The following is a 23,681-nucleotide window of genomic DNA, read 5'->3' as shown; positions in this document are numbered from 1 at the left end:
GTCAACCGTTATGCCTCGGTGTCGATAACGCTGCCCAAGGTCGAGATGGGCGAGCGCGCCGGGCTGCTGGTGTCCGCGCTGCTGGCGGCCTTGCTCTCCTGCTTTTGCTGAGCCTGCTGGGCGGCGGTCGCCTGCAATTGTGCGATCAGCGCCTGGAGCAGCTGTATCTGCTGCGCCAGCTCCTTCTGCATCTTTTTCGACGCTTCCGTCTGCTCGCCCTTCTGCGACGCCTTCAGCTGATCTTGCGCGTCCGTAATCTGCTCTTGCAGCGCAGCGATCTGCTTGGCGCTGCTCGACCCACTGCTGCTGGCCCCGGCGCTGCTGGTGACAGTAATTACCGAGCTGACTCCGCTACCCGAACTGATTGGCGATACCATGATGTTTCCCTCTCCTCTGTTTCAATACTGCAATTATCGGCAGAGTCTACTATAGATAAACATGCACAAGTGTAAAGACGGGTAAAGGCGGCCTGGCTGGCAAAACGCCAGCTTATGCCTTTGGCAGAGTGACGCCGCTCTGGCCCTGGTACTTGCCGTCACGGTCCTTGTACGAGGTTTCGCACACTTCGTCGCTTTCAAAGAACAGCACTTGCGCGCAGCCTTCGCCGGCGTAGATTTTTGCCGGCAGCGGCGTGGTGTTGGAAAACTCCAGCGTCACATAGCCCTCCCATTCCGGTTCGAACGGCGTGACGTTGACGATAATGCCGCAACGGGCGTAGGTCGACTTGCCCAGGCAAATCGTCAGCACGCTGCGTGGAATGCGGAAGTATTCGATGGTGCGGGCCAGCGCGAACGAGTTCGGCGGGATAATGCAGACATCGCTTTTCACGTCGACAAACGAATTCGAATCGAAGTTTTTCGGATCGACGATGGTGCTGTTGATATTCGTGAAAATCTTGAATTCGTCGGCGCAGCGGATGTCATAGCCATACGACGAGGTACCGTAGGAAATGACCTTGCGGCCATCGACGGCGCGCACCTGTTGGGGTTCGAACGGCTCGATCATGCCCGTTTGCTCCGCCATGCGGCGTATCCATTTATCGCTTTTAATCGTCATCGCAGGCATCTTTCTAAATATCGGAATGGCAGGATTTTACGCGAAAACCAGCACGCTTTGGCCCTGTGCCCAGCAAATTGATTGCCTAAGCCTGCCTTGCCAGCAAGGCAGTGATCATTTCATTCACTGCCTGCGCCGTCAGCTCGGGCGACTCCATCGGAAACAGGTGACCGCCCGGCACTTGCCGGAAGAATTTGCCGACCAGTTTTCTGGTCGCGGCCAAGCCCGCCTGCCGGCATTCGACCGAGTCAAGGCCGCCGATAAAGCCCACCGGCACCGGCAAGCCGTCCTTCACCAGCGCGCCCACATGGTGCGGCAGGCCCCGGTAGACCTCGGTTTCCACCTCGCGCGTAAAGCGCAGTTGCACGCCATCGGCATGCGGCGCCAGGCCGCTGTCGATATAGTCGCGCAGCACTTGCGGCGCCCAGATGGAGAAGATGTCCTTCGCCGCAAAGTGCTCGTAGGCGGCGTGCGCATCGGGCCACACTTTACGGCGCCGGGCGGAAAAGCGCGCCGGTGAATAGCGCTCGCCGATGGCCGTGTTCCTGGCCAGGCGCACGAACATGGCGCGCCAGCCGGCCACCACCGGCGAATCGAGCAGCACCACGCAACGCACCAGGTCGGGCCGCGCCTTGGCGGCCATCACGCTCAGCATGCCACCCAGCGAATGGCCCACCAGGATCACGGGCGCGCTGTAGCGGCGCTCCAGGTCGTCCACCAGTTCGCGCACCAGTTCGGGCCAGCCGGCCGTGACCGGATAACGCGGATCGTGGCCATGCATGTCCAGCGCCTGCACCTGGTAGTGCTGGCCGAGCAGGGAAAACAGCTTGCGATAGGTGCCGGCCGGGTAGCTGTTGGCGTGGGCAAAGTGGAGCTGCGGTAGTGTCATGGTGGTGTCTGGCAGGCTGGTCGATGGCTGATTGTAATGGCAGCCCGGCAAGACGGATCAGAGCATGCACTCTAATTGCGGGGCGGCCACAGCAGCGCCCGGAACAAAGGAGGCCAGCACCTCGGCCAGTTCGGCCACCGACTCCACCACGCAAAACGCGCCGTCGAATGCGTAATGGCGGTTCATGTGGTTGCGCAAAATAATGCATTCCAGCCCGGCGGCATTGGCTGCCCGCAGGCCGCGCGGCGCGTCTTCCACCGCCACGCACTCGTCAGCCGCCAACCCCAGGTGCTGCAAGCCCAGCAAATAACCGTCTGGTGCCGGTTTGCTGGCCGCGTACGATTCGCGCGTCAGCACGAAATCGAACTGCTGGCGCAAGCCGCTATGCGCATGGCTCAGTTCGAAATGTTCGCGATAGGCGCTGGTCACCACGCCCATGCCGACCTGCGGGCGCAGCGTGTCGAGCAAATCGGCCATGCCCGGCATTGCCAGCTGGCGCGCCTGGCGCAGCCGTTCACCGAACAGCCGCTTGCGTTCCAGCCGCAGAGCGTCGACCAGCGTGATGTCGTGCCCCTGCCCCAGCAGCAGATGCCAGGCGCCATAGTTGTTGTCGAGGAACCAGTCGAAAAACTGCTTCGGCGTCAGGTCGATACCGTAGGGCAGCAGCAGATCGCGGTTGCTTTCGTAAAACAGCTGCTCGGTATTGACCAGCACGCCATCGTTATCCCACAGCACGCCGCAGATGGTTTTCATGACAGTATTTACTTGAAAATCTTACTTGAAAAATATGTCGTAAGACAATTTCACGATCAGCATCACCAGCAGCACCAGGAACAGCACCCGCACAAAGGCGGCGCCACGGCGCACGGCGATCCAGGTGCCCGTCAAGGCGCCGAGGATATTGCACACCGCCATCGGCGCGGCCACCGCATACACCACGTGTCCGGCAGGAATAAAGAACGCCAGCGCGGCAACGTTGGTGGCGATATTGACCAGTTTCGAGCACGCCGAAGCGAGGATAAAGTCAAAGCCGAACACGCGGATAAACAGGAATATCAAAAAACTGCCCGTACCCGGCCCGAACAGCCCGTCATAAAAACCGATGGCGCCGCCGATCACCACCGCCAGGATGCGCTCGCGGGTTCCCACCGTGCGCGCTTCGCGCAGGCTGCCGAAGTCCTTCTTGATAAAGGTATAGATCGCCATGATGATGATCAAGACCAGCACCATCGGCCGCACCACCTGCTGCGGTACATAGGACACGGCGGCCGCGCCCATAAACGACATCACGAAGGCGGCGGCCACGGCCGGCAGCACCAGCAGCCAGGGCACATGCACCTTGCCGATAAACGAGCGCGCGGCAAAGGTGGTGCCGCAGGCCGACGCCAGTTTATTGGTGCCCAGTAAGGACGTCGACGCCATGTTCGGCATCAGGTTGAACAGCGCCGGCAGTTGTATCAGCCCGCCCCCGCCCACGGCGGCATCGATCAGGCCGGCAAAAAAGGCAAATAAACACAGCAGTGATATGGTCAGCATGGCGGCAAGGGTAGGATGGGGACAGGGGCAGTATAGGCGTGGTGGATTTTTATGGATGCAACTTCATGTTGCGCTAAACGCAATCAGGCGTAACGCTTGACGAAATGGGCAACTGTGCGCTCTACTGCGCTTTTACACTGCGGAAACTGGAATGTCGATCAAGCTGATGTGGGAAATCCGCGCCTTTTGCACGGTGGTGGAAAAACGCAGTTTCGTGCACGCGGCGCGCATGCTGGGCCGCTCGCCGTCGGCCGTCACGCGCGCCATCCAGTTCCTTGAAGAAGCGATCGGCGCCGAGCTGATCCTGCGCACGCAAAAGCAGTTCACGTTGACGACCGCCGGCGAAACCTATTACGCCTCGGCCAAGCACCTGCTGGAAACCCAGGCCGAAGCGGAAGATCAATTGGCCGAGCTGAGCAACTCCCCGCAAGGCTGGGTCCGCATCTCGGCGCCCGAGATCCTGTCGCTGAGCTTCCTGCCGAAACTGGTGGCGCAGTTCTCGCGCGACTATCCGAACGTGTCGGTCGACATCCATTTCTCGGACAAATCGATCGATCCGATCCAGGAAAAGCTCGACTTCGCCATCCGCGGTGCCTTCCCCCAGTCTAGCGAACTGATCGGCTATGCCCTGTGGAACTACCGCCGCTACATGTACGCCGCCCCCGATTACGCCGAGCGCATGGGCATGCCCGCCGAACCGGAAGACCTGGCCGCCCACGACATCATCATGCACTCCGCCCCCCGCATCCTGCGAGACTGGCATTTCGTTTCCGGCGAACGCAACGTGCGCTACCAGGTCCAGCCGCGCTTCCGCTTTACTTCCGGCATCGCCACCTTCCAGGCCGCGCTGGAAGGCGCCGGCATCGCCCGCCTGGCCAGCTGGCTGGCGGAACCGGCGGTGGCCAGCGGCAAGTTAATCCGCGTTTGCCCCGCTTACCGGCTGACCTCGTCAAAAGAGCTCGATCCCAGCATGCATGCGGTGTATGGCACGTCGCGCATGGCCAAGGGGGCGAGGTTGTTTCTGGAATATGTGAAGAAAAAGGGGTTGGAGATACCGGATGAGCGCGTGGCTTGATGCGCCTGATACTACCCCGGGAGCAAGCAAGGCTCAGCGCCCATGCCAGTAGCGGCGATGCGTGCTGCGGTAGGCGTCCACCGTGAGCTCGCCGCCCAGCTCCATCCCCACCGCCCCCTCCACATCCGTACGCAAGCGTTCGATTCCCATCGTCCCATACCTTTCATACACCTCCGCCTTCGGATGCCGATACCGATTCCGGTGCCCTACCTGGAAGATCGCCAGCGACGGATTGACGGCATTCAAAAAAGCCTGCGTCGACGAGGTGCCGCTGCCATGGTGCGGCGCCAGCAGCACGTCGGCCGCCAGCGATTCGCGCGCGCGCATGTACAGCTGGCCTTCCTGCGCCGCTTCGATATCGCCGGCCAGCAAGATCGCATGCTTGCCGGCCGTGATCTTTACGGTGCAGCTGCGGGCATTCGGTTTCAGGGTGATGTCGTGATGGGCCTCGGCCAGCGGATGCAGCATGTCGAAGTGCACGCCTTCCCAGGTCCAGCGCTGGCCCGCCACGCAGTGCATATACGGCTTGGCCAGCTTGCGCTGGAAGTCGACGGCCGGGTGGCCGCCGGGCAAGGAGGACGACAGCCAGCCAACGGGGATGTTTTCCAGCAAGGAGACCGCGCCGCCCGCGTGGTCGGTATCGCTGTGCGAGATAATGAGGCCATCGAGTTGGCCGATGCCGCGCGCGCGCAAATAAGGCACGATCACCCTGCTGGCGCCGTCTGAATCGATGCCGTAGGCCGGTCCCGTGTCATACAGCAGGCGGTGCTTGTGCGTTTCGACCAGCAGAGCCATGCCCTGGCCAACGTCAAATGCGGTGACCCACAGCTGGCCCGGCGGCGGGCTCGATGGCAGGGCCGTCAGCAACGGGATCCAGCTCAGCATGCCGGCCCAGCGGTGCGGCCAGCCGCGTGGCGCCAGCAGCCACAAGGTGCCAAAAGCAGCCCAGCAAAAGCTCCAGGCCGGCGGCACGGGCGCGGTCCAGACGGCGAAGCGGCGCGCGCCCAGCCAGTCGAGCACTTGCGCCAGCATCTGCACCAGCGCTTGCGCCAGCAGCAGCACCCAGTCGGACAAGGGCGCGGGCAGCACGCTGCCCAGCAACGACAAAGGCGTGACCAGCAGACTGATGAGCGGAATCGCCAGCGCATTGGCGACCGGCGACACCAGCGACACTTGCGCGAACAGCAGCATGGTCAAGGGCACCAGGCCCACCGTCACCACGTATTGCGTATGCGCCCCCAGCGCAATGGCCGCCCTGGCCTTCTGCCGGCGGCTCGCGTTCGCTTCCGGGTGGCTGGCCATGCGGCCAACTGTTGCGTACAGAATCGTGGCGACGGCGCCGAACGACAGCCAGAAGCCAGGCCACAGCACGGCCCACGGGTCGATCAGCACGACAACCCCAAGCGCCAGGCACAGCACGTGGGTGATGCTGGTAAGGCGGCCCAGCCACAGGGCCAGCGCCACCACGGCCAGCATATACAGGGTGCGCTGGGCCGGCACGCCAAAACCGGCCAGCAGCACATACAGCAAGGCGGCCACGGCGCCGGCCAGCGCAGCCACTTTTTGCGCGGGCAGGATCAAAGGCAGTTGCCAGTCCGTAAAAAAGGAACGCCGCCACAGGGCGCCGGCCGCCAGCGCAAACATGCCGGCGATCATCGTGATATGCAATCCAGAAATTGATATCAAATGGCTGACACCGGTGCGATTGAAGACCTGCCAGTCCGATTGCGGGATCGCGCGCTGGTCGCCCACCACCAGCGCGACGATCACGCCGGCGTATTGCCTGCCCCGCAGGCTGCGCATGATGCGCGCGCGCAGCGCGGCGCGGCTGGCCTGCACCACATTGTTGAAAGCAGGCACAAAGCTGTCCAGCCGCAGGTTCGGTGTCTCCGCGCGCGGCGCCGGCCGCACATAGCCGGTGGCGCGCACACCCTGCTCCAGCAGCCACACCTCGTAGTCAAAACCGTGCGGATTCGCGTTGCCGTGCGGGCGCTGCAGCCGCACCGTCAGTTGCCAGCGCTCGCCCGGCTGCACGTCGCCCACTTGATTGGTGATTTCATCGCGAAAGCCGGCATACCAGGACAAGGCGATCAGCGGTGGCAGCTCGGCGCCGGCAACACTTTCGACGGCAAAATTGAAACGCACGCCCTGCTGGAACTGATACGGCAGGCTGGCGACGGTGCCGGTCACGGTGATATCGCGGCCTTCGTCGGCCAGCGCCAGTTGGGGCGCCAGGGCAAGTTGCGCCAGCCATGCAGCCCAGTAAAAACCCAGCGCCATGCCGCAGGCCAGCGCAAAAAACGTCTTCAGCACCGGATGGCGCTGCCGCAGCAACAGCAGCGCACCCAGGCAGACGGCCAGTATCGAGGCCAGCACCAGGCCGGGCTGCTGCGGCAGGCTCGCTTGCGTCTGCAGCCATGCGGCGCCGGCAGCAAAGGCAAGGAGGACGATGCGCATCATCAATGTACGGCGGTTGTATGGTGGGTCGCTTACTGTAGACCTGCCAGAGCAGCGCCGGTTTGCGCCAAATCATCCTGGCCTGGCGCGGTATAATCGCCCCTGCATCCCCGACCTACAGGCATTCCATGACTTCCTCCACCCCTCCAGCAAACACGCCCAGCGATAGCACCGACCTCGCCGAAGACAATAACGACGCCACCCTGGTGGCCGAACTGGGCGAACTGGCCGAGCACGTGCGGCTGGTCAAGATGGAAGGCCGCGTGTTCCTGCGCTTTTCTGGCGAGGTGCGGGCCGGTGGCCTGCGCGTGCCGTATGCACTGGTGCCCGCGCAGGGCGTGCTGGCGCGGCCGGCCAAGTGGCGCAAGATGGAACGCGAGGCCAAGCTGGCGCTGGTGCGCGAGCGCGCCAGTGCTGCCGTGTTTGCCGAACTGCGCCAGCATGTGCTCGATTTCGTGGCCGATATCGCCGGCCAGAGCGAAGACGTCGATGCCGACCCGATGCTGTTTTTGCATACCCTGGCCGACATGCAGACGTCCGAGCCGGCCGGCATGGTGTTCGACCGCATCCGCCAGCGCTTCAACCACGCCATCGAGCGCCAGCAGGAAGAGCAGCATGCGGCGCGCACGCGCCAGAGCATCAACCTGGCCGAATACCCGGCCTCGTTCGAGATGGCGCGCCGGCTGCCGCGCCGCTTTGTCGCACTGCTCGGGCCCACCAATTCGGGCAAGACGCACCGCGCGATGGAAGCGCTGGTGAAGGCAAAAAGCGGCATTTACCTGGCCCCGCTGCGCCTGCTGGCGCTGGAAAACTACGAGCGCCTGCAGGAAGCGCGCCCGCACGGCAAGCCGCTGGCGGTCAACCTGATCACCGGCGAAGAGCGCCGCATGGTGGACGACGCTACCCATGTGGCCAGCACGGTGGAAATGCTGGACACGAAAACCGTGGTGGAAGTGGCCGTGATCGACGAGATCCAGATGCTGGCCGACCCGGACCGCGGCGCGGCGTGGACGGCGGCCGTGTGCGGTGCGCCAGCGCATACCGTCTACCTGGTCGGTGCGCCGGAAGCGCGGCGCGCCATCGAGGCGCTGGCCGACCGGCTCGAATGCCCGCTGGAGGTGCATGTATTGAAGCGCATGGCGCCGCTGTCGATGGAGCCCACCGCCGTGCGCAAGGTGCGCAACCTGCGCCGTGGCGATGCGGTGATCGCGTTTTCGCGCCGCGAGGTGCTGATGTGGCGCGACATGATCACGGAAACCGGCTTGTCGGTGGCCACCGTCTACGGCAACCTGTCGCCGGAAGTACGGCGCGCGCAGGCGCAGCGTTTTCGCGACGGCACGGCCGATGTGGTGGTTGGCACCGATGCTCTGGCGATGGGACTGAACATGCCGATCGCGCGCATCGTGATGACCACCAGCGTCAAGTACAACGGCCGCGAAGAGGAAGAAATTTCGGCAGCGCTGGCACGCCAGATCGCCGGGCGCGCGGGCCGCTACGGCGTGCATGAAGAGGGCCTGGTGGCCGGCTACGACAATGAAACGCATGAAGTGATGCGCGCCCTGCTCAAGGAAAAGCTGCACCCCTTGAACACCAGCGGCTTTGCGGTGGCGCCTTCGCTGGAACACCTGCACCGCATTTCTTCGGTAACGGGCGAGCAGTCCTTGACCAAACTGCTGCGCCGTTTCATCCACAATATCGACGTGCCGGACGGTTTTTTCTTCCCGCGCATTACCGAGGACCAGAAAGAGCGCGCGCTGTGGCTCGACAACTTGCCGCTGTCGGTGGCAGACAAGTTTACCATGTCGCTGGTGCCGATATCGAGCAAGGTGCCGTCCCTGCAAACGGCATGGGAACACTGGGCCAGGAATCTGTCGCAAGGCAAGGTGTCGACCCTGCGCCAGCATGCGTATGGTGGTGGCACGCAGAACCTTCAGCAGGTAGAAGACACCTGCCGCTACTATTCGGCCTATGCCTGGCTCAGCTACCGCCTGCCGGAGTTCTTCCCCGATATCGAGGTGGCGCAAAATCTGTCGCGCGATGCGTCCGAGCGGGTCGATTCCATCCTGCGCGCGCATAATGCGGCCTCGCGCGGACGCACTAAAAAATTTCGTTCTTAACGCAATTCCCAGAACCATATTTCGCCACAAGTCCAGTAGCATTCCGAGCCACAGACCTTGACGCCGTTCGATGGCAGCAGGATGTCGATATGCCCGCCGGCGCCGCCCAGGTAGCCGGGTATGCGGAAAAAAGCCACGATGCCCTTGCGGTTGCCGATGCCGTCGATCGCCGCTTCCCGGCTGAATTTTTCGGGCTCGCCCAGCAGCGAGGGGCTGGCCAGCATGTGCGCCAGCTTGGCCTGGCCCGGCTCGATCAGCGCACCCTTGAACGGCCCCTTGTTGATCGCCATGCGGCCCTTGAGCTTGACGCCGGACTTGATCAGGGCCAGGCTGATGCGGATCGCGCAGGTATTGATGAAGCTGTCCTTGCCGACCAGGTCTTCCCAGCCGATTTCGCCGAACAGGACCGCCTGGTCGACGGCGGCCACGCTATAGTAGTTTTCACGCAGCTTGATGAATGCAGGTTTCATCTCAACCTCTCGCTTCTTTGTGGATGGGTGCAGGGAAAACGGCTGGCCAGGATGGCCATGGCCAGGCGCGCCGCGTCGCCCTGGCGCGCCGGTTCAGGCAGCGCCCTGATGCCGGCGATGACGATGCCGTCGATCTCCACCGTCTTGACCCTGCCCGTATCGCACCACTTCCGGCCTTGCGCGGCGTCGGCCACGCCGGCCAGGTAGCCGCTGGCGTAGCGAGTATCCTGCTCGAACCGGGCCAGCAATTGCGCGCCGCTCAGGCGCGGCGCCGTCGGATACGCGTGCGCACAGCTTGAGCAAAGGGCGGCAAGGAACAGAAGTGAGCGCATGATGGGTCTGGCAAAGTGGCGTTCGGACAGTGTAGGCGGCGCCGATGGCCCTGCACTGAGCGAGGTCAAGCATGGACGGCATCGGCTTTGAGCCTGTAGAATCAGGGCCGCCGCAAAAACAAGGGGGGACTTCCCGCGCCCCCGGGTCAGCCAACGCACCAAAGCCAGCCTGCAAGCGACATGCGCCCTTCCCTGGCTTTGGATATTTGTGCTGACACGCTATTACCGAGAACTGTTGAATTTCCTGTCGCGCGCGGTCAACGACCGACATGCGGCGGCCGACCTGGCGCAGGAAAGCTATGTCCGCGTGCTGGCCCTGCAACAGTCAGGCCAGCACGTGGCCGAGCCGCGCGCGCTACTGTACCGCACCGCGCGCAACCTGGTGATCGACCAGCACCGGCGCAGCGCCGTGCGCGGCCAGATGCATGATACGGACCTTGACGATGATGGCGGTGTTGATATCGTCGACAGCCTGGCCGCCCCCGCCGCCAGCGAACCGGAAACGGCCGCCATGTCGGCGCAGGCCGTCGAGGCCATGCTGGCCGTGATCGCGCAACTGCCGCTGCGCTGCCGCGAAGCGTTTATCCTGCATAAATTCGATGGCCTGGCGCAAGCGGAAGTGGCGCGTCAGATGGGCATCTCCGTCACCATGGTCGAACGCCATATCAAGCTGGCCATGCAGGCTTGCCGGCGCTGCCAGGACGCCCGGGATGGCGCGCCCCCACCTTCGAGCCTGTGAGCCAGACATGAACCAGCCATCGCCATCCGACCTTCCCCTGAGCGACCTCGAGCAGCAGGCGCTGGACTGGTTTGCGCGCCGCGAGCGCACCTTGACCAACGAGGAAGCAGCGCAGTTCGAGGCCTGGCTGGCGCTGGCACCTGCGCATGGCGCCGCGTATGCGCGCTGGCATGGCGACTGGGCGCGGCTCGATGCATTGCCGGCGGCCGGCATCGACCAGCTGCGGCGCCAGCTGGCGGCAGACCAGGCAGCCGCCAGCGCCCCCGCTTCGGCGGCGCGACGCGGCTGGCTGGCGGCACTCGGTCCCCAGGCTGTGCTGGCCACGCTGGCCCTGTGCGTCCCGGGCGGCGGCTACCTGGCCTGGCAGCACTGGCAGCAACAGGCGATTTACACGGCCAGCTTTGCCACCGAACGGGGGCAGCAGCAGGCCGTCACACTGCCTGACGGCAGCGTGCTGCGGCTCGATACCGCTACCCGCATCGCTGTCACCTTGTACCGGCAGCGCCGCGAAGTGCGGCTGCTCGATGGCCAGGCGGTGTTCCAGGTGCACGCTGACACCGCACGGCCGTTCGACGTGCTGGCCGGCGCCATGCGCATCACCGTGGTTGGAACGCGCTTTTCGGTGCGCCATGTGTCCGGTATCGGTGGCATGGACGATGTGCGGGTTGAAGTGGAAGAAGGCCGCGTGCGGGTGGCGCGCAGCAGCACTCCTGGCGGCGCGCCGTGTGTCACCCTGGCTGCAGGCCAGCGCATTGCCGCCGACCGGGCCGGCCGGCTTGGTGAAGTCAAACGCGTCACGCAGAGCGGCATTGCGCCGTGGCGCGAAGGAAGAGTCAATTTCGACAACACGCCGTTGGCCGAGGTGCTGGCCGAATTCGAACGCTATCGCCAGACCGGCCTGGTGCTGCGCGGCGCGCAGGTGGCGCAGTTGCGGGTGTCGGGCAGCTTCGATCCGCTGCGACTCGATAACTTCCTGCGCGTGCTGCCGCGCGTGCTGCCGGTGCAACTGCGCCGCGACGGCGCCATCACCGAAATAGTGGGCCTGTAAAAAAATTTACGGCAACGGGTTGGGGATCGGCACCTGCCGTGCGTCTGCATGAGAAGGATTCTTATTTACACTCTCTGGAGATCGCATGTCCCGTTTTCGCTGCAACCCCGTTCCCCTGGCCCTGGCTGTCGCCCTCGCCTTTTCGCCCATCAGCCATGCGCACGCCCAGATCGCCGTCGCGAGCGCCGAAGCACCGGTCGAGATCAGCATCACCGCCCAGCCGTTGGCGCAGGCGCTGTATGCGCTGGCGCGCCAGACCCGCTTTGACCTGATGGTGCAGCCGGCGCTGGTGGCCGGCAAGACAGCGCCCGCCGTGACGGGCCGCATGACGCCGCGCGTGGCGTTCGAGCGCGTGCTGGCCGGCAGCGCTCTGGCGGCCGAAATCGAGGGTACAGCCGTCACGGTGCGGCCCTGGCGCAGCGAACAGGCTGCCGAACAGATGATGGCGCCGGTGACGGTCAGCGCGGCACCCGTCATCAGCCCCACCACCGAGGGCAGCGGCGCGTACACCACACGGCTTGTTACCATCGGCAAGGGTGAACAAAAGCTCAAGGACATCCCGCAGTCAGTCAGCGTGGTCACGCGCCAGCTGCTCGACGAGCAGAACCTGACCACCGTGTATGACACCCTGGCCAGCACCACCGGCATGACCATCCAGCAAAGCCCGCAGGGCGGCAAGTACATCTATTCGCGCGGCTTCGACCTGACCACGGTGCAGTACGAGGGCGTGCCGCTCAATCGCGGCATGTACGGGCGCGCCAGCAATTTCTCGGCCGGCACGGCGATCTACGACCGCGTGGAAGTACTGCGCGGCGCAGCCGGACTGCTGCAAGGCGCGGGCAGTCCGGGCGGCGCCGTCAATCTGGTGCGCAAGCGCCCGCTGGCCGACAATGCCACCACCGTGATCGCCAAGGCCGGCTCGTGGGACAACTACGGCCTGCAACTCGACGCCAGCCGCGTGCTGAACGACGCCGGCACCCTGCGCGGCCGGGTGGTGGCCGACTACGAAGACAAGCATTCCTTTATCGACTACGTGGAACGCCGCAGCCCGACCCTGTTCGCCACCCTGGAATACGATCTGTCGCCGCAAACCCAGGTCAACCTGGCCCTCAGTTCCGAACAGGTCAAGGGCCTGCCCTTCCTGAACGGCCTGCCGCGCTACAGCAATGCGCGCGACCTGGACCTGCCGCGTTCGACCTTTCTCGGCGCAAAATGGAACCGCCAGGACAATGCCAACCGCGGCGCCTACCTGGACCTGTCGCACCACTTCAACGACGACTGGACGCTCAAGGTCAGCAGCGCCTACGTGAAGGAAAAGAACGACATGAAGTATGCCGGCTCGGGCCTGGCCATCAACCCGGTCACCAACCGGGGCGCGCTGCGCGCATCGACCACGGTGGCCGAGAACGAGCTGTCCGGCATCGACGCCAATGTCACCGGCAAGTTCGACGCGCTCGGGCGCCAGCATGAAGTGGTGTTTGGCGTGAACCATGCGCGCGCCACGGCCCGCACCGTGTATGGCGTCAGCAGCAATTACCAGACCTTCGACATCAACAATTTCAACGCCGACTTTCCCGAGCCGAGCGATGCCTTCATCGACAGCAACCTGCGTGAAGCGCGGGTCGGCAAATCGCGCGAGACCGGTGCTTACGGCACCGTGCGCCTGCAACTGAGCGACCCGCTCAAGCTGATCGTCGGCGCCCGCCTGGGCTGGTCGCGCACCGTCTGGGATACCGACACCACCGGCCGCAGCCCTTCGGTGTCGACCACCAACCAGGGCGAGCACGCCAAGCTGACGCCGTATGCGGGCCTGGTCTACGCCATCAATCCGCAATGGTCGGCCTACGCCAGCTATGCCGAAATCTTCTCGCCGCAGTACGAACAGAAGGAATCGGGCGAAGCGCTGAAACCTTTGACGGGCACGAATATGGAACTGGGCGTGAAGGGAGAACTGCTGGATGGGCGCGTCAATACGGCGCTGGCGCTGTTCCGCGTCGACCAGAAAAACCGCGCGCAGGAAGACTACAGCACCAGCGACACCTGCCGCAGCGACTACTACTGCTACATCGATACGGGCAAGGTGCGCAGCGAAGGCGTCGACATGGAAGTGAGCGGCAAGCTGGCCGCCGGCTGGAATCTGTTTTCCGGCTATACCTACAACCGCACCAGGTATGTGGAAGACGTCAACAGCGGCGGCCTGTCGTTCAACACCTACACGCCCAAGCACATGTTGCGTATCTGGAGCACGTACCACGCGCAGGGCGCGCTGCGCGACTTCACCTTTGGCGGCGGCGTCAACAGCCAGAGTGCCAGCTACCGGACTGTCGGCCTGCTGACGGCCGACGTCAGCGGGCGCGCCGTGTGGAACGCCATGCTCAAGTACCAGATCAACCCGCGCTGGTCGGCCACCCTGAACGTCAACAATCTGTTCGACAAGCGCTATTACAGCACCCTGTCGAGCTTTGTGAACGCCAATTACTATGGCGATCCGCGCAACCTGGTGCTGACACTGCGCGGGTCGCTGTAATTACTTGGCCGGCGCCTCGTAATGGAGTTTCATCACCAGTCCATTGTGATCGTCGGCCAGGTAGATATCGCCGTCCTGGCCCTGCTTGACGTCGACCGGCGCGCCCCTGCCCTGCTTGCCCTTGCGCTCCCAGTTGCCGATCAATTCGACCGACTTGCCCAGCGGCGCGCCGGCTGCATCGGGCAGCAAGGCCACCAGCCGGTGGCCGTTGGCACGGTAGCCGTGGTAGCCGATGATCAGGCTGTTTTTATAGGTGGCCGGGAAGCGGCTGGCCGTGTAAAAGGTCATGCCCAGCGGCGCCGCGTGACCGGGCAGCAATCGCTGTGGCGCGGTGTATTTGGCGGCGCAATCGGTCTTCGGATACTCGGGGCTGGCCACATTGTTGTCGTAGCAGTAGGGCCAGCCGTAGTGCTGGCCGGCCTTGATCAGGTTCAGTTCCTCGTGCGGCAGGTCCTCGTCGCTTTTCAGTTGCGGCATGGCGGCCTGGATTGCGTCGCGCGCGTTTTCCGCCTGCCATAAAGCACCGCTGGCGGGATGGAAAGCCAGCGCCATCGAATTGCGCAGGCCGTGCACGTAAGTGCTCCAGCTGGTCACCGTGCCGGCCGGCCAGGCCATCTTGTATTCGCGGATCGCCCCCAGCGCTTCCTTGCCTTCGCCCGAGGCGCACGGTTTGCTCGCATCGGGCGCCTTGCCGTCCTTGCCTTCGCAATGGTCGGTGCTTGAGCCGACGTTCACATACAGGTCACCGGCGGGACTGAAGCGCATGGTGGTCAAAAGATGCAGGCCCAGGCCAGGCAAGCGCGGCGTCTTCGATGTGCCGCCGATCACGTCGGTGATGGTGGCCGGGTCGCGCAGGTCGAAGCGGAAAACGCGCCCCACCACGCCGACATACACCATGCCGTCCGGGCCTTGCGCGATGCCATTCGGGCGATCGAGTTTGTCGAGCAGCAGCTTGCGTTCGAACTTGCCGCTGGCCTGGCGCTGGAGCAGCCACAGCTTGCCCTGATTTGCCGTCCAGCCGGCCATGTCGGTGACCAGCACGTCGCCATTGGTCAGCGGCAGCACGCCGCGCGGAAATTTCATGCCGTCGGCCAGCACGCCGACGCAAAAACCGGCCGGCGTGGTGACGTTCAGGCGCGGCACGCCGTCACACAGGTCGGCGGCCATGGCGGGCACGGACAAGCAGGTGGCCAGCGCGGCGGCGAGGATATGTTTATTCATGGGGGATTTCCATCAAGGGTAGTCGCGGCATTACCGCACGGGCGTTGGCGCTGGTCTGCGCCACCACTTCGGCAAGTTCGATGCCGCGCAGTTCGGCCAGCACGGCGCCGATGCGCGGCAGTTGTTCCGGGCTGTTGCGGCCCGGGTGGACCCAGCTAGGGGAAATATCGGGCGCATCGGTTTCAAGCACGATGGCAGACAGCGGCAGGTCGGTGGCCATGCGGCGTATCTGCAGCGCGCGCGTAAACGTCATGGCGCCGCCGAAACCGAGCTTGAAACCGAGGTCGATATAGCCTTGCGCCTGCTGGAAGCTGCCGTTGAACGCATGCGCGATGCCGCCATTCGGGCGGATCTGGCGTGCATGTTTCAATACGATGTCCTGCGAGCGGCGCACATGGGCCAGCACCGGCAAATCGAAATCGCGGGCGATTTTCAGCTGTTCGCGCAGGAAGTGTTCCTGCTTGGCGCGCATCGCCGGTTCCGTCAGCATGGGAATAAAGAAATCGAGGCCGATCTCGCCAATGGCGACAAAGCGCGGGTCGCTCATCGCCGTTTCGACCGTGGCGCGCAGCGCCAGCAAGTCATCTTCCGAGGCATGCGGCACATAGATCGGGTGGATGCCCAGCGCATAGCAGCCGTTGGGCGCGGCATGGGCCAGATCGCGCACGATGGCAAAGTTGGCCTTTTCGATGGCGGGAATGACGATCATGGCCACGCCCAGTTCTCCGGCGCGCTGCGCTACCGGCAGCGATTCATCGCCGAATTCGTGGGCGTCCAGATGGCAGTGCGTGTCGATCCACATGCTGGCTCCTCAGTACTGGTAAGGTTGCAGCCCTTCGTCGGTCAGGCGCAGCACGCGGTCGCAGCGCTTGGCCAGTTCGATATCGTGGGTGACGATGACGAAAGCCGTGCCCAGGGTGCGCGACAGCTCCAGCATCAGATCAAAAATCTGTTCGGCCGTGGCGTGATCGAGGTTGCCGGTCGGCTCGTCGGCCAGCACGCAGGCCGGCTGCGTGACCAGGGCGCGCGCCAGCGCCACGCGCTGGCGCTCGCCGCCCGACAATTCGCCGGGCGTATGCGTCACGCGCTTGGCCAGGTTGACGCGCGCCAGGATCTGCTGCGCCAGGTCGGTGGCCGGCGCGCGCTTCATGCGCCGTATCATCAAAGGCATGGCGACGTTGTCGAGCGCCGAGAATTCCGGCAGCAGATGGTGGAACTGGTAGACGAAGCCCAACGAAGCGTTGCGCAAGTCGCCGCGCGCCTTTTCGCTGAGGGTGGCAAAGTCCTTGCCCAGCAGGGTGACGCTGCCGCTGGTCGGCGTATCGAGGCCGCCCAGCAGATGCAGCAGGGTCGACTTGCCGGAGCCGGATGCGCCCACAATGGCGACGCGCTCGCCGCGATGGATGTCGATATCGATGCCGGCCAGTACCTGTACCTTGTAGCTGCCCTGGGTGAAGGTCTTGCCCAGGCCACGGCAGGACAGGACGGCGGCAGTGGTGTTTTTATTCAGATCGGTCATGGTAGTCATCAAGGGTTTATTCGTAGCGCAGGGCTTCGGCCGGTTTCACGCGCGCAGCCCACCAGCTTGGATACAGGGTCGCCAGAAAGGCGAGGATCACGGCCAGCACGCCGATCTTGGTCACGTCGGGCCAGCGCAGGTCGGACGGCACGGTGCTGATGAAATAGATATCCTTGGACAGGAACTGCACGCCCAGCAGGTGTTCGATGAATGGCACGATGACGTCGATATTCATCGCCACCAGCACGCCGCCACCGACGCCGAGAATGGTACCGAGGATACCCACCAGCGCGCCCTGGATCATGAAGATTTTCATGATCGAACCAGGCGAGGCGCCCAGGGTACGCAAGATGGCGATATCGGCCTGCTTGTCGGTTACCGTCATCACCAGCGTGGAGACCAGGTTGAAGGCGGCCACCGCAATGATCAGGGTGAGGATAATGAACATCATGCGTTTTTCCGTCTGCACGGCGGCAAACCAGTTGGCGTTCAATTGCGACCAGTCGCGCATGCGCAGCTTGCCCGGCATCGATTTTTTCAGTTCTTGCGCCACCTGCGGTGCGCGGTTCATGTCAACCAGGCGCAGGCGCAGTCCGGATGGGCCATCGAGGCGCAGCAAGCGCTGGCCGTCCTCGATATTGATGAACGCCAAGCCGGCGTCGAACTCATTGTGGCCGGCCTGGAAGATGCCGCTGACGGTAAAGCTGCGCATGCGCGGCAGCACGCCGGCCGGCGTGACCTGGCCCTGGGCCAGCATCAGCGTGACTTTTTCGCCGAGGTTCACGCGCAGCGCGCGCGCCAGTTCGATGCCCAGCACGATATTGTAGGTGCCCGGCTGCAGCGCCTTGAAGCTGCCCATGCGCGTCTGGCCAGCCACGTCGGAGACATTCGGCTCTTCTTCCGGCAGCACGCCGCGCACGATGGCCGGGCGCAGCGCGTCGTCGCGCAGCAGCATGCCCTGGGTTTCGACGAACGGCGCGGCACCCTTGACGGCCGGGTTCTTGAACGCTTCGGCCTTTTCGGCGCGCCAGTCCTGCATGCTGCCGCTGTCATCGAATACTTCGATGTGAGCCAGCACCGACAGCATGCGGTCGGTAACTTCCTTCTGGAAGCCGTTCATCACCGACAGCACCACGATCAGCGCGGCCACGCCCAGGCCGATGCCGGCCATGGAAATGAGCGAAATAAAGGAGATAAAACTGTTGCGGCCACTGCGCTTGCCGGCCCGCGTGTAGCGCAGGCCGACCAGCCATTCGAAAGGCAGATTTTTTAACATGCTTTTGATGTGATTGATTCTTGTGTAAGCGACATGCCAGCGTGCTGACCCAACGGCGAAGTACCGGAGTCGGACCCTGAGGGTCCGACCCCGGCTTCTGTTCCAGGGCTGACTTTCTTATTCATACCGCAGCGCCTCGGCCGGTTTGACGCGCGCCGCGCGCCAGCTCGGGTAGATGGTCGCCACCAGCGCCAGCCCAAAGGCGATCAGGCCGATCTGCGCCACGTCCAGCCAGTGCAGGTCGGAAGGCACGGCGCTGATCTGGTAGATCTCTTTCGAGATGAAGTGCAGGCCGAAAATGCCTTCGATAAACGGCACGATCACGCCCACATTCAGCGCCAGCAGCACGCCGCCGGCCACGCCCAAAGCACTCCCCAGCAAGCCCACCAGCGCGCCCTGGATCATGAAGATCTTCATGATCGACAATGGCGAAGCGCCCAGGGTGCGCAAAATCGCGATGTCGGCCTGCTTGTCGGTCACCGACATCACCAGGGTCGAGACCAGGTTGAAGGCGGCCACCGCGATGATCATGCTGAGGATAATGAACATCATGTTCTTCTGGCTTTGCACCAGCGCATACCAGCTGGCACTGGCGCGCGACCAGTCGCGCATCCACAGTTCGCCCGGCATCGACGCCTTGAGTTCGCGCGCCACCTGCGGCGCCTGGTTCATGTCGTGCAGGCGCAGACGCAGGCCGGAAGGACCGTCGAGCATCAAGAGCTGTTCGGCATCCTGCATGTTGACGAATGCCAGGCTGGCGTCGAGTTCATTGTGGCCCGCTTCAAAAATGCCGGAGACCTTCAGCGCGCGCATGCGCGGCATCACCATGCTGTTCATGGAATCGCCGGCGCGAGGTTCGCGTTCCAGCATCAGGGTCACGTTCTGGCCGACCGTCACGCCCAGCGCCTTGGCCAGGTCGATGCCGAGCACGATATTGTAGGAGTCCGGCGTGAGCGAGGTAAACTGCCCCTGCTTCATCTGCCCGGCCACGCTGGACACTTTCGCTTCCTGCTGCGGCAGCACGCCACGCACCACCGACGGGCGCATGGTCTCGTCGTTCAGCAGCATGCCCTGGGTTTCCACGAACGGCGCCACGGCCTTGACCTGCGGGTTGGCATAGGCGGCCTTTTCCTGTTCCTGCCAGTTCGGCATGGCGCCGCGCGTGTCGAACACCTCGACGTGGGCCAGCACCGACATCAGCCGGTCGGTAACTTCCTTCTGGAAGCCGTTCATGACGGACAGCACGACGATCAGCGCCGCCACGCCCAGCGCGATGCCGGCCACGGAAATCATGGAGATAAAGGAGATAAAACTGTTACGGCCGCTGCGTTTGCCGGCGCGCGTGTAGCGCACGCCAACCTGCCACTCGTAAGGAAATTGTTTGATGATGCTCATTTGATACTTATGCGCTCCCGCGACAACGATGATATGCGAGCGCGCAGTGTGCCACACAATCATCATTTCATGCGTGAAACACACCAGCGCGGCGTCAAAAACCGTCAGCCGCCAGAGGCCGCATCCTTTTCCAGTTGCAGCCGCGCTTTTTCGCAGGCTTTGGCGGAACTGAAAAAATGATCCCAGGCATCGATGCCAGCCTGGTTCTGATCGCCAAATTGCGTCTGCTTCGATCCCAGGTAGTCTTTTTGGTCGTACAAACGCTTGAGCCGCTTGAATTTTTCAGGCATGGCCCTGGCCTTGCCGCAAGCTTGCGCAAAGTGTTCGCCGCCGTCGTCGTACAGCGTGAAGATGGTCTTCGCTGCCTCGGCAGGGACCGGGTCCGCCGCGCCCGCCAGGGAAAATTGCGTCAGCAATAACAAACCAGCCGCCATCGAGTTCAATTTCATTGCATGCCTCATCCATATTGTCGCCAATTGCCATTGTATCAATCAAGCGTAAAAACAGCGCGCGCTTCTCGCACCCGGCCACAATGGCCTACAATCTCGGCATGAATCAACTTACCCTCGCTCTTCCCTTTGCCCTGCCGCATGCCGCGCTGGCCGGCGACCTGATCAAGGCGCTGCAAACCCCGGCCCTGGCCGCCCTGATATCGCGCACGTCAAGCGCCGCCCTGCACGAGTTTGACGGCACCACCCGCTTGCTGCCGCACGAGGCCTGGCTGGCGCACGCGCTCGAGCTGGCGCCGCCGGCCGACAGCGACGCTGCTGCGGCGCCGTTCGCGGCCGCCGCCATGCGCGGCTTTGGCCTGGCGCCGGAACCAGGCGCGCGCTATTTCCTGATCCACCCGGTGCATATTGAAATCACGCGCAAGCATTTGACGATGGACGACCTGCGCCAGTTGCAACTGAGCGAGGCCGACAGCCGCACCCTGTTCGAGCTGGCGCGGCCGTATTTCGACGGCCTGGGCCAGCCGCTGTATTACGGCGACGCCCATACCTGGTTCATGCGCGCGAATGAATGGAGCGACCTGGGCTGCGCCTCGCCGGACGCGGCCGCCAGCCAGAACCTGGCCGACTGGATGCCCGAAGGCGAGCATGCGCGCGCCTCGCGCCGGCTGCAAAACGAAGTGCAGATGCTGTGGCATGAACATCCGGTCAATGAAGCGCGCGAGGCGCGCTGCCTGAAAGCCATCAATGGCTACTGGCTGTGGGGCGCCGCGGAGGCCAGGGCAAACGCGCCCACCTGCGCCGAAGCGCTGCATGTCAGCTTTGCTCCCGGCTGGTTGTCGGCGCTGGCCGAACCAGCGCGGCGCGATGCGGACCCGGCCAGCATCATCGCCGGCCAGGCCGATGCGCTGGTGGTGCACGCCGGCCTGGTCGAATCGGCCATGGCGCAGGACTGGGGCACGTGGCTGGCGCACATGCAGGAACTGGAACAGCACTGGTTTGCGCCGCTGCTGGCAGCCCTGAAAGATGGCCGCGTGAACCAGGTGCGCCTGGTGCTGAGCCACCGCGACGGCTGGCTGGACTGCACCACCAGCCGCAATGCGCAGCGCAAATTCTGGCGCGCCCACACCCTGAACACATTGAGTACATCATGACCCGCACCCGCATTGCCACCCGTCCCTGTCCGTACCGCGAATCCGAACTGCTGCGCCAGGGCGGCATCCACCCCGTGCTGGCCCGGCTGTATGCGTCCCGCGGCCTGTCCGACGCGAAGGAACTGTCGATTGAAGCGAAAGACCTGATTCCGCCGGCCGGCCTGCTGCATGTCGATGCCGCAGGCGTGTTCCTGGCCGATGCCATCGCCGCCAACAAACGCCTGGTGATCGTGGCCGACTACGACTGCGACGGCGCCACCGCCTGCGCCGTGGCCCTGCGCGGCCTGCGCGCGATGGGCGCCAATGTCGACTTTATCGTGCCGAACCGTTTTGAATATGGCTATGGCCTGACACCGGAGATCGTCGAGCTGACCGCGCGCGAAAAGTCGCCCGACATCATTATCACGGTCGACAACGGCATCGCCAGCATCGATGGCGTGGCCGAAGCGAACCGGCGCGGCATCCAGGTGGTGGTAACCGACCATCACTTGCCGGCTGACACCCTGCCCGACGCGGCCGTCATCGTCAACCCGAACCAGCCCGCCTGCGGCTTTCCGTCCAAGCACCTGGCCGGTGTGGGCGTGATGTTTTATGTGCTGCTGGCCCTGCGCGCGGAATTGCGCCGGCGCGGCGCTTATGAAACCGAGCCGCAACCCAAGCTCGACAACCTGCTCGACCTGGTGGCGCTGGGCACGGTGGCCGACGTGGTGCGCCTCGATACCAACAACCGCATCCTGGTGGCACAGGGCCTCAAGCGCATGCGCAAGGGCCATATGCACGCAGGAGTCGCCGCCCTGTTCCGCGTGGCCGGCCGCGAAGCGCGCAGCGCCACGCCATTCGACCTGGGCTTTGCGCTGGGACCGCGCCTGAACGCGGCCGGGCGCCTGCAGGACATGTCGCTCGGCATCGAATGCCTGATCACCGACGATGAAGGCCGCGCCTGGGCGCTGGCCCAGCAACTGAACGAGATCAACCTGAAACGCCGCGAGATCGAAGCGGAAATGCAGGACACCGCCCTGCTGCACCTCGACGAGTTCGAGCCAGCCAACAGCAGCACCATCAGCGTCTTTGACGAGTCGTGGCACCAGGGCGTAATCGGCATTGTTGCCTCGCGCCTGAAGGAAAAATTCTACCGCCCGACCATCACCTTTGCGCCGGGCGCCGAGGGCTGGATCAAGGGTTCCGGCCGCTCGATTCCCGGTTTTCACCTGCGCGACGCGCTCGACCTGGTCTCCAAGCGCGCGCCGAGCCTGATCGACAAGTTCGGCGGCCATGCAATGGCGGCCGGCCTGACCATCCGCGCCGATGCCTTTGACGCTTTCTCCAAGGCATTCGAAGCCGTCGGCCAGGCATGGCTCAGCCAGCAGCAGCTGGAGCGCGTGGTGGAAACCGACGGCCCGCTGGAAGACGCCTATTACACCACCGCATTCATCGAGCTGATGGATGGGCAAGTGTGGGGCCAGGGCTTTGCGCCACCGGTGTTCTGCGATGAATTTCGCGTCGTCAGCCAGCGCATCCTCAAGGAACGCCACTTGAAGCTGCTGCTGGAAAAAAACGGCGTGCGCTTCGATGCCATCTGGTTCGGCCATACGGATGCGCTGGGAGAGCGTACGCGGGTGGCGTTCCGACTCGATGCAAATGAATACAATGGCACCACCAAGGTGCAACTCATGGTCGAGCACGCCGAGCCGGCCTGATCCAGGCTGCTTATTGCCGCAACTCAATCCCTATCACGATAGCCAACATTTCCCCTGAGCAAAAGTGTATCAAGTAAGGCAGGCAGCCGCCGGTTGCCGCTTTACTTGGAGAATCACATGGAATATGGGGGATTCTGGCGCCGCGTGGGCGCATTTGTTGTCGATATCGTAGTCATGTTACCGGTGGTCGCCGCGGTGGTGTACTGGGGACTGCCGAAAACCCAGTTCTTCCTGGCGTACTGGCTGGTGCCGGGCATCGCGATTAACGCCGCCTACAATATTTATTGCGTCAAACGCTGGGGTGGCACGCCAGGGTTGCTGGTATTCAAACTACGCATACGCATGCTCGATCATTCCCCGGTCACGCTCAAGGCCGCAACGCTGCGCTATTGCGTGCTGCTGATTCTGGGCGCACTGGCGGGCATCGGTGGCGTGATTGGCAGTTTGCAGATAGCCGAAACCGCTTATCTGTCGTTGAGCACAACACAGATCACAGCGGAAGTGGCACGCCTGCAACCTTCCTGGGCCAAGTCAATTTCGCTGCTCACACAACTGTGGATCTATGGCGAATTCGTCGTCCTTTTATTCAATAAAAAACGCCGGGGCCAACAGGATTTCATGGCCGGAACCGTTGTTGCCAAGGCAAGCTTTGTCACCGCCAAGGGAGCTAAGCTCGGCTATCCCTGGCTGTAACTCCTGCATGCCGAGACCGATGTGGCGCACG

General features: G+C 63.7%; 22 protein-coding genes. 8 read left to right on the top strand and 14 right to left on the bottom strand.

All coding sequences use genetic code 11. From position 1 onward, the window contains the following. Nucleotides 1-8 precede the first annotated feature (8 nt). The 5 genes from AC0Z42_RS01535 to AC0Z42_RS01515 all read right to left on the bottom strand — a co-directional run bounded on the left by AC0Z42_RS01535 (nucleotide 9) and on the right by AC0Z42_RS01515 (nucleotide 3,481). A complete protein-coding gene (locus AC0Z42_RS01535; RefSeq protein WP_485466462.1) occupies nucleotides 9-377 on the bottom strand; it encodes a FlxA-like family protein in 369 nt (122 codons plus the stop codon). Nucleotides 378-489: 112 nt separating this feature from the next. Next, entirely contained in the window at nucleotides 490-1,056 is a 567-nt protein-coding gene (dcd, locus tag AC0Z42_RS01530) for a dCTP deaminase (protein WP_094444194.1), read from the bottom strand. An 85-nt stretch (nucleotides 1,057-1,141) separates the two neighbouring features. Further along, entirely contained in the window at nucleotides 1,142-1,945 is an 804-nt protein-coding gene (locus AC0Z42_RS01525) for an alpha/beta fold hydrolase (protein WP_485466461.1), read from the bottom strand. Between the two features lie 57 nt (nucleotides 1,946-2,002). Further along, on the bottom strand, nucleotides 2,003-2,698 hold the full coding sequence (locus tag AC0Z42_RS01520; protein WP_485466460.1) for an HAD family hydrolase: 696 nt from the start codon (nucleotides 2,696-2,698) through the stop codon (nucleotides 2,003-2,005). A gap of 21 nt (nucleotides 2,699-2,719) precedes the next feature. After that, nucleotides 2,720-3,481, bottom strand: coding sequence for a sulfite exporter TauE/SafE family protein (locus tag AC0Z42_RS01515; protein ID WP_485466459.1), 762 nt, complete (start codon nucleotides 3,479-3,481; stop codon nucleotides 2,720-2,722). Nucleotides 3,482-3,632: 151 nt separating this feature from the next. On the opposite strand from AC0Z42_RS01515, the gene AC0Z42_RS01510 reads away from it, so the two are divergent. Beyond that, nucleotides 3,633-4,556, top strand: a complete 924-nt coding sequence (locus tag AC0Z42_RS01510) for a LysR family transcriptional regulator (RefSeq protein WP_485466458.1) — start codon at nucleotides 3,633-3,635, stop codon at nucleotides 4,554-4,556. 33 nt (nucleotides 4,557-4,589) lie between these two features. Here the strand turns inward: AC0Z42_RS01510 and AC0Z42_RS01505 are convergent, their stop codons facing one another. Continuing rightward, nucleotides 4,590-7,013, bottom strand: coding sequence for a DNA internalization-related competence protein ComEC/Rec2 (locus AC0Z42_RS01505; protein ID WP_485466769.1), 2,424 nt, complete (start codon nucleotides 7,011-7,013; stop codon nucleotides 4,590-4,592). A gap of 128 nt (nucleotides 7,014-7,141) precedes the next feature. Between AC0Z42_RS01505 and AC0Z42_RS01500 the strand changes: the two genes are divergently transcribed. Further along, nucleotides 7,142-9,130 carry a helicase-related protein gene (locus tag AC0Z42_RS01500; RefSeq protein ID WP_485466457.1) on the top strand — a complete coding sequence of 663 codons (1,989 nt, stop codon included), beginning with the start codon at nucleotides 7,142-7,144 and terminating at the stop codon, nucleotides 9,128-9,130. Here the strand turns inward: AC0Z42_RS01500 and AC0Z42_RS01495 are convergent. Further along, nucleotides 9,127-9,600, bottom strand: a complete 474-nt coding sequence (locus tag AC0Z42_RS01495; protein WP_485466456.1) for a T6SS effector amidase Tae4 family protein — start codon at nucleotides 9,598-9,600, stop codon at nucleotides 9,127-9,129. The two genes, AC0Z42_RS01500 and AC0Z42_RS01495, sit on opposite strands and share 4 nt — an antisense overlap. Beyond that, entirely contained in the window at nucleotides 9,597-9,932 is a 336-nt protein-coding gene (locus AC0Z42_RS01490; RefSeq protein WP_485466455.1) for a Rap1a/Tai family immunity protein, read from the bottom strand. Before AC0Z42_RS01490 ends, AC0Z42_RS01495 begins: the two co-directional genes overlap by 4 nt. Before the next feature lie 208 nt (nucleotides 9,933-10,140). On the opposite strand from AC0Z42_RS01490, the gene AC0Z42_RS01485 reads away from it, so the two are divergent. From AC0Z42_RS01485 to AC0Z42_RS01475, 3 genes are all read left to right on the top strand, one after another. After that, complete coding sequence (locus tag AC0Z42_RS01485; protein WP_485466454.1) at nucleotides 10,141-10,671, top strand: sigma-70 family RNA polymerase sigma factor; 531 nt, start codon at nucleotides 10,141-10,143, stop codon at nucleotides 10,669-10,671. A gap of 7 nt (nucleotides 10,672-10,678) precedes the next feature. After that, the gene (locus AC0Z42_RS01480) at nucleotides 10,679-11,719 is read left to right on the top strand and encodes a FecR family protein (RefSeq protein ID WP_485466453.1); all 1,041 of its coding nucleotides are present in this window, start codon (nucleotides 10,679-10,681) and stop codon (nucleotides 11,717-11,719) included. An 85-nt stretch (nucleotides 11,720-11,804) separates the two neighbouring features. Then, entirely contained in the window at nucleotides 11,805-14,246 is a 2,442-nt protein-coding gene (locus AC0Z42_RS01475; protein ID WP_485466452.1) for a TonB-dependent siderophore receptor, read from the top strand. Here AC0Z42_RS01475 and AC0Z42_RS01470 read toward each other — a convergent pair whose 3' ends face one another. The 6 genes from AC0Z42_RS01470 to AC0Z42_RS01445 form a co-directional block, all read right to left on the bottom strand. Beyond that, a complete protein-coding gene (locus AC0Z42_RS01470; RefSeq protein WP_485466451.1) occupies nucleotides 14,247-15,467 on the bottom strand; it encodes a PQQ-dependent sugar dehydrogenase in 1,221 nt (406 codons plus the stop codon). Beyond that, entirely contained in the window at nucleotides 15,460-16,269 is an 810-nt protein-coding gene (locus tag AC0Z42_RS01465; RefSeq protein ID WP_485466450.1) for a TatD family hydrolase, read from the bottom strand. The genes AC0Z42_RS01470 and AC0Z42_RS01465 overlap by 8 nt, the downstream gene beginning before the upstream one ends. 9 nt (nucleotides 16,270-16,278) lie before the next feature. Next, the gene (gene lolD, locus AC0Z42_RS01460; protein WP_485466449.1) at nucleotides 16,279-16,986 is read right to left on the bottom strand and encodes a lipoprotein-releasing ABC transporter ATP-binding protein LolD; all 708 of its coding nucleotides are present in this window, start codon (nucleotides 16,984-16,986) and stop codon (nucleotides 16,279-16,281) included. 16 nt (nucleotides 16,987-17,002) lie between these two features. Further along, nucleotides 17,003-18,262, bottom strand: coding sequence for a lipoprotein-releasing ABC transporter permease subunit (locus AC0Z42_RS01455; protein ID WP_485466448.1), 1,260 nt, complete (start codon nucleotides 18,260-18,262; stop codon nucleotides 17,003-17,005). A gap of 117 nt (nucleotides 18,263-18,379) precedes the next feature. Next, the gene (locus tag AC0Z42_RS01450) at nucleotides 18,380-19,657 is read right to left on the bottom strand and encodes a lipoprotein-releasing ABC transporter permease subunit (protein ID WP_485466447.1); all 1,278 of its coding nucleotides are present in this window, start codon (nucleotides 19,655-19,657) and stop codon (nucleotides 18,380-18,382) included. A 104-nt stretch (nucleotides 19,658-19,761) separates the two neighbouring features. Beyond that, nucleotides 19,762-20,106: a hypothetical protein gene (locus tag AC0Z42_RS01445; protein ID WP_485466446.1), complete on the bottom strand. Its 345-nt coding sequence runs from the start codon at nucleotides 20,104-20,106 to the stop codon at nucleotides 19,762-19,764. Between the two features lie 101 nt (nucleotides 20,107-20,207). On the opposite strand from AC0Z42_RS01445, the gene AC0Z42_RS01440 reads away from it, so the two are divergent. The 3 genes from AC0Z42_RS01440 to AC0Z42_RS01430 all read left to right on the top strand — a co-directional run bounded on the left by AC0Z42_RS01440 (nucleotide 20,208) and on the right by AC0Z42_RS01430 (nucleotide 23,650). Further along, nucleotides 20,208-21,260 carry a hypothetical protein gene (locus tag AC0Z42_RS01440; RefSeq protein WP_485466445.1) on the top strand — a complete coding sequence of 351 codons (1,053 nt, stop codon included), beginning with the start codon at nucleotides 20,208-20,210 and terminating at the stop codon, nucleotides 21,258-21,260. Beyond that, nucleotides 21,257-22,957, top strand: a complete 1,701-nt coding sequence (gene recJ / locus AC0Z42_RS01435) for a single-stranded-DNA-specific exonuclease RecJ (RefSeq protein ID WP_485466444.1) — start codon at nucleotides 21,257-21,259, stop codon at nucleotides 22,955-22,957. Before AC0Z42_RS01440 ends, recJ begins: the two co-directional genes overlap by 4 nt. Before the next feature lie 117 nt (nucleotides 22,958-23,074). Next, nucleotides 23,075-23,650 (top strand): RDD family protein, encoded by a 576-nt coding sequence (locus AC0Z42_RS01430; RefSeq protein ID WP_485466443.1) that lies wholly within the window; start codon nucleotides 23,075-23,077, stop codon nucleotides 23,648-23,650. Nucleotides 23,651-23,681: the final 31 nt, after the last annotated feature.

Source organism: Janthinobacterium sp. 1L-D-8-B-C4, assembly GCF_057291295.1.
The sequence above is the reverse complement of the archived record's forward strand: the minus strand, read 5'-3'. Positions and strand labels throughout refer to the sequence as shown.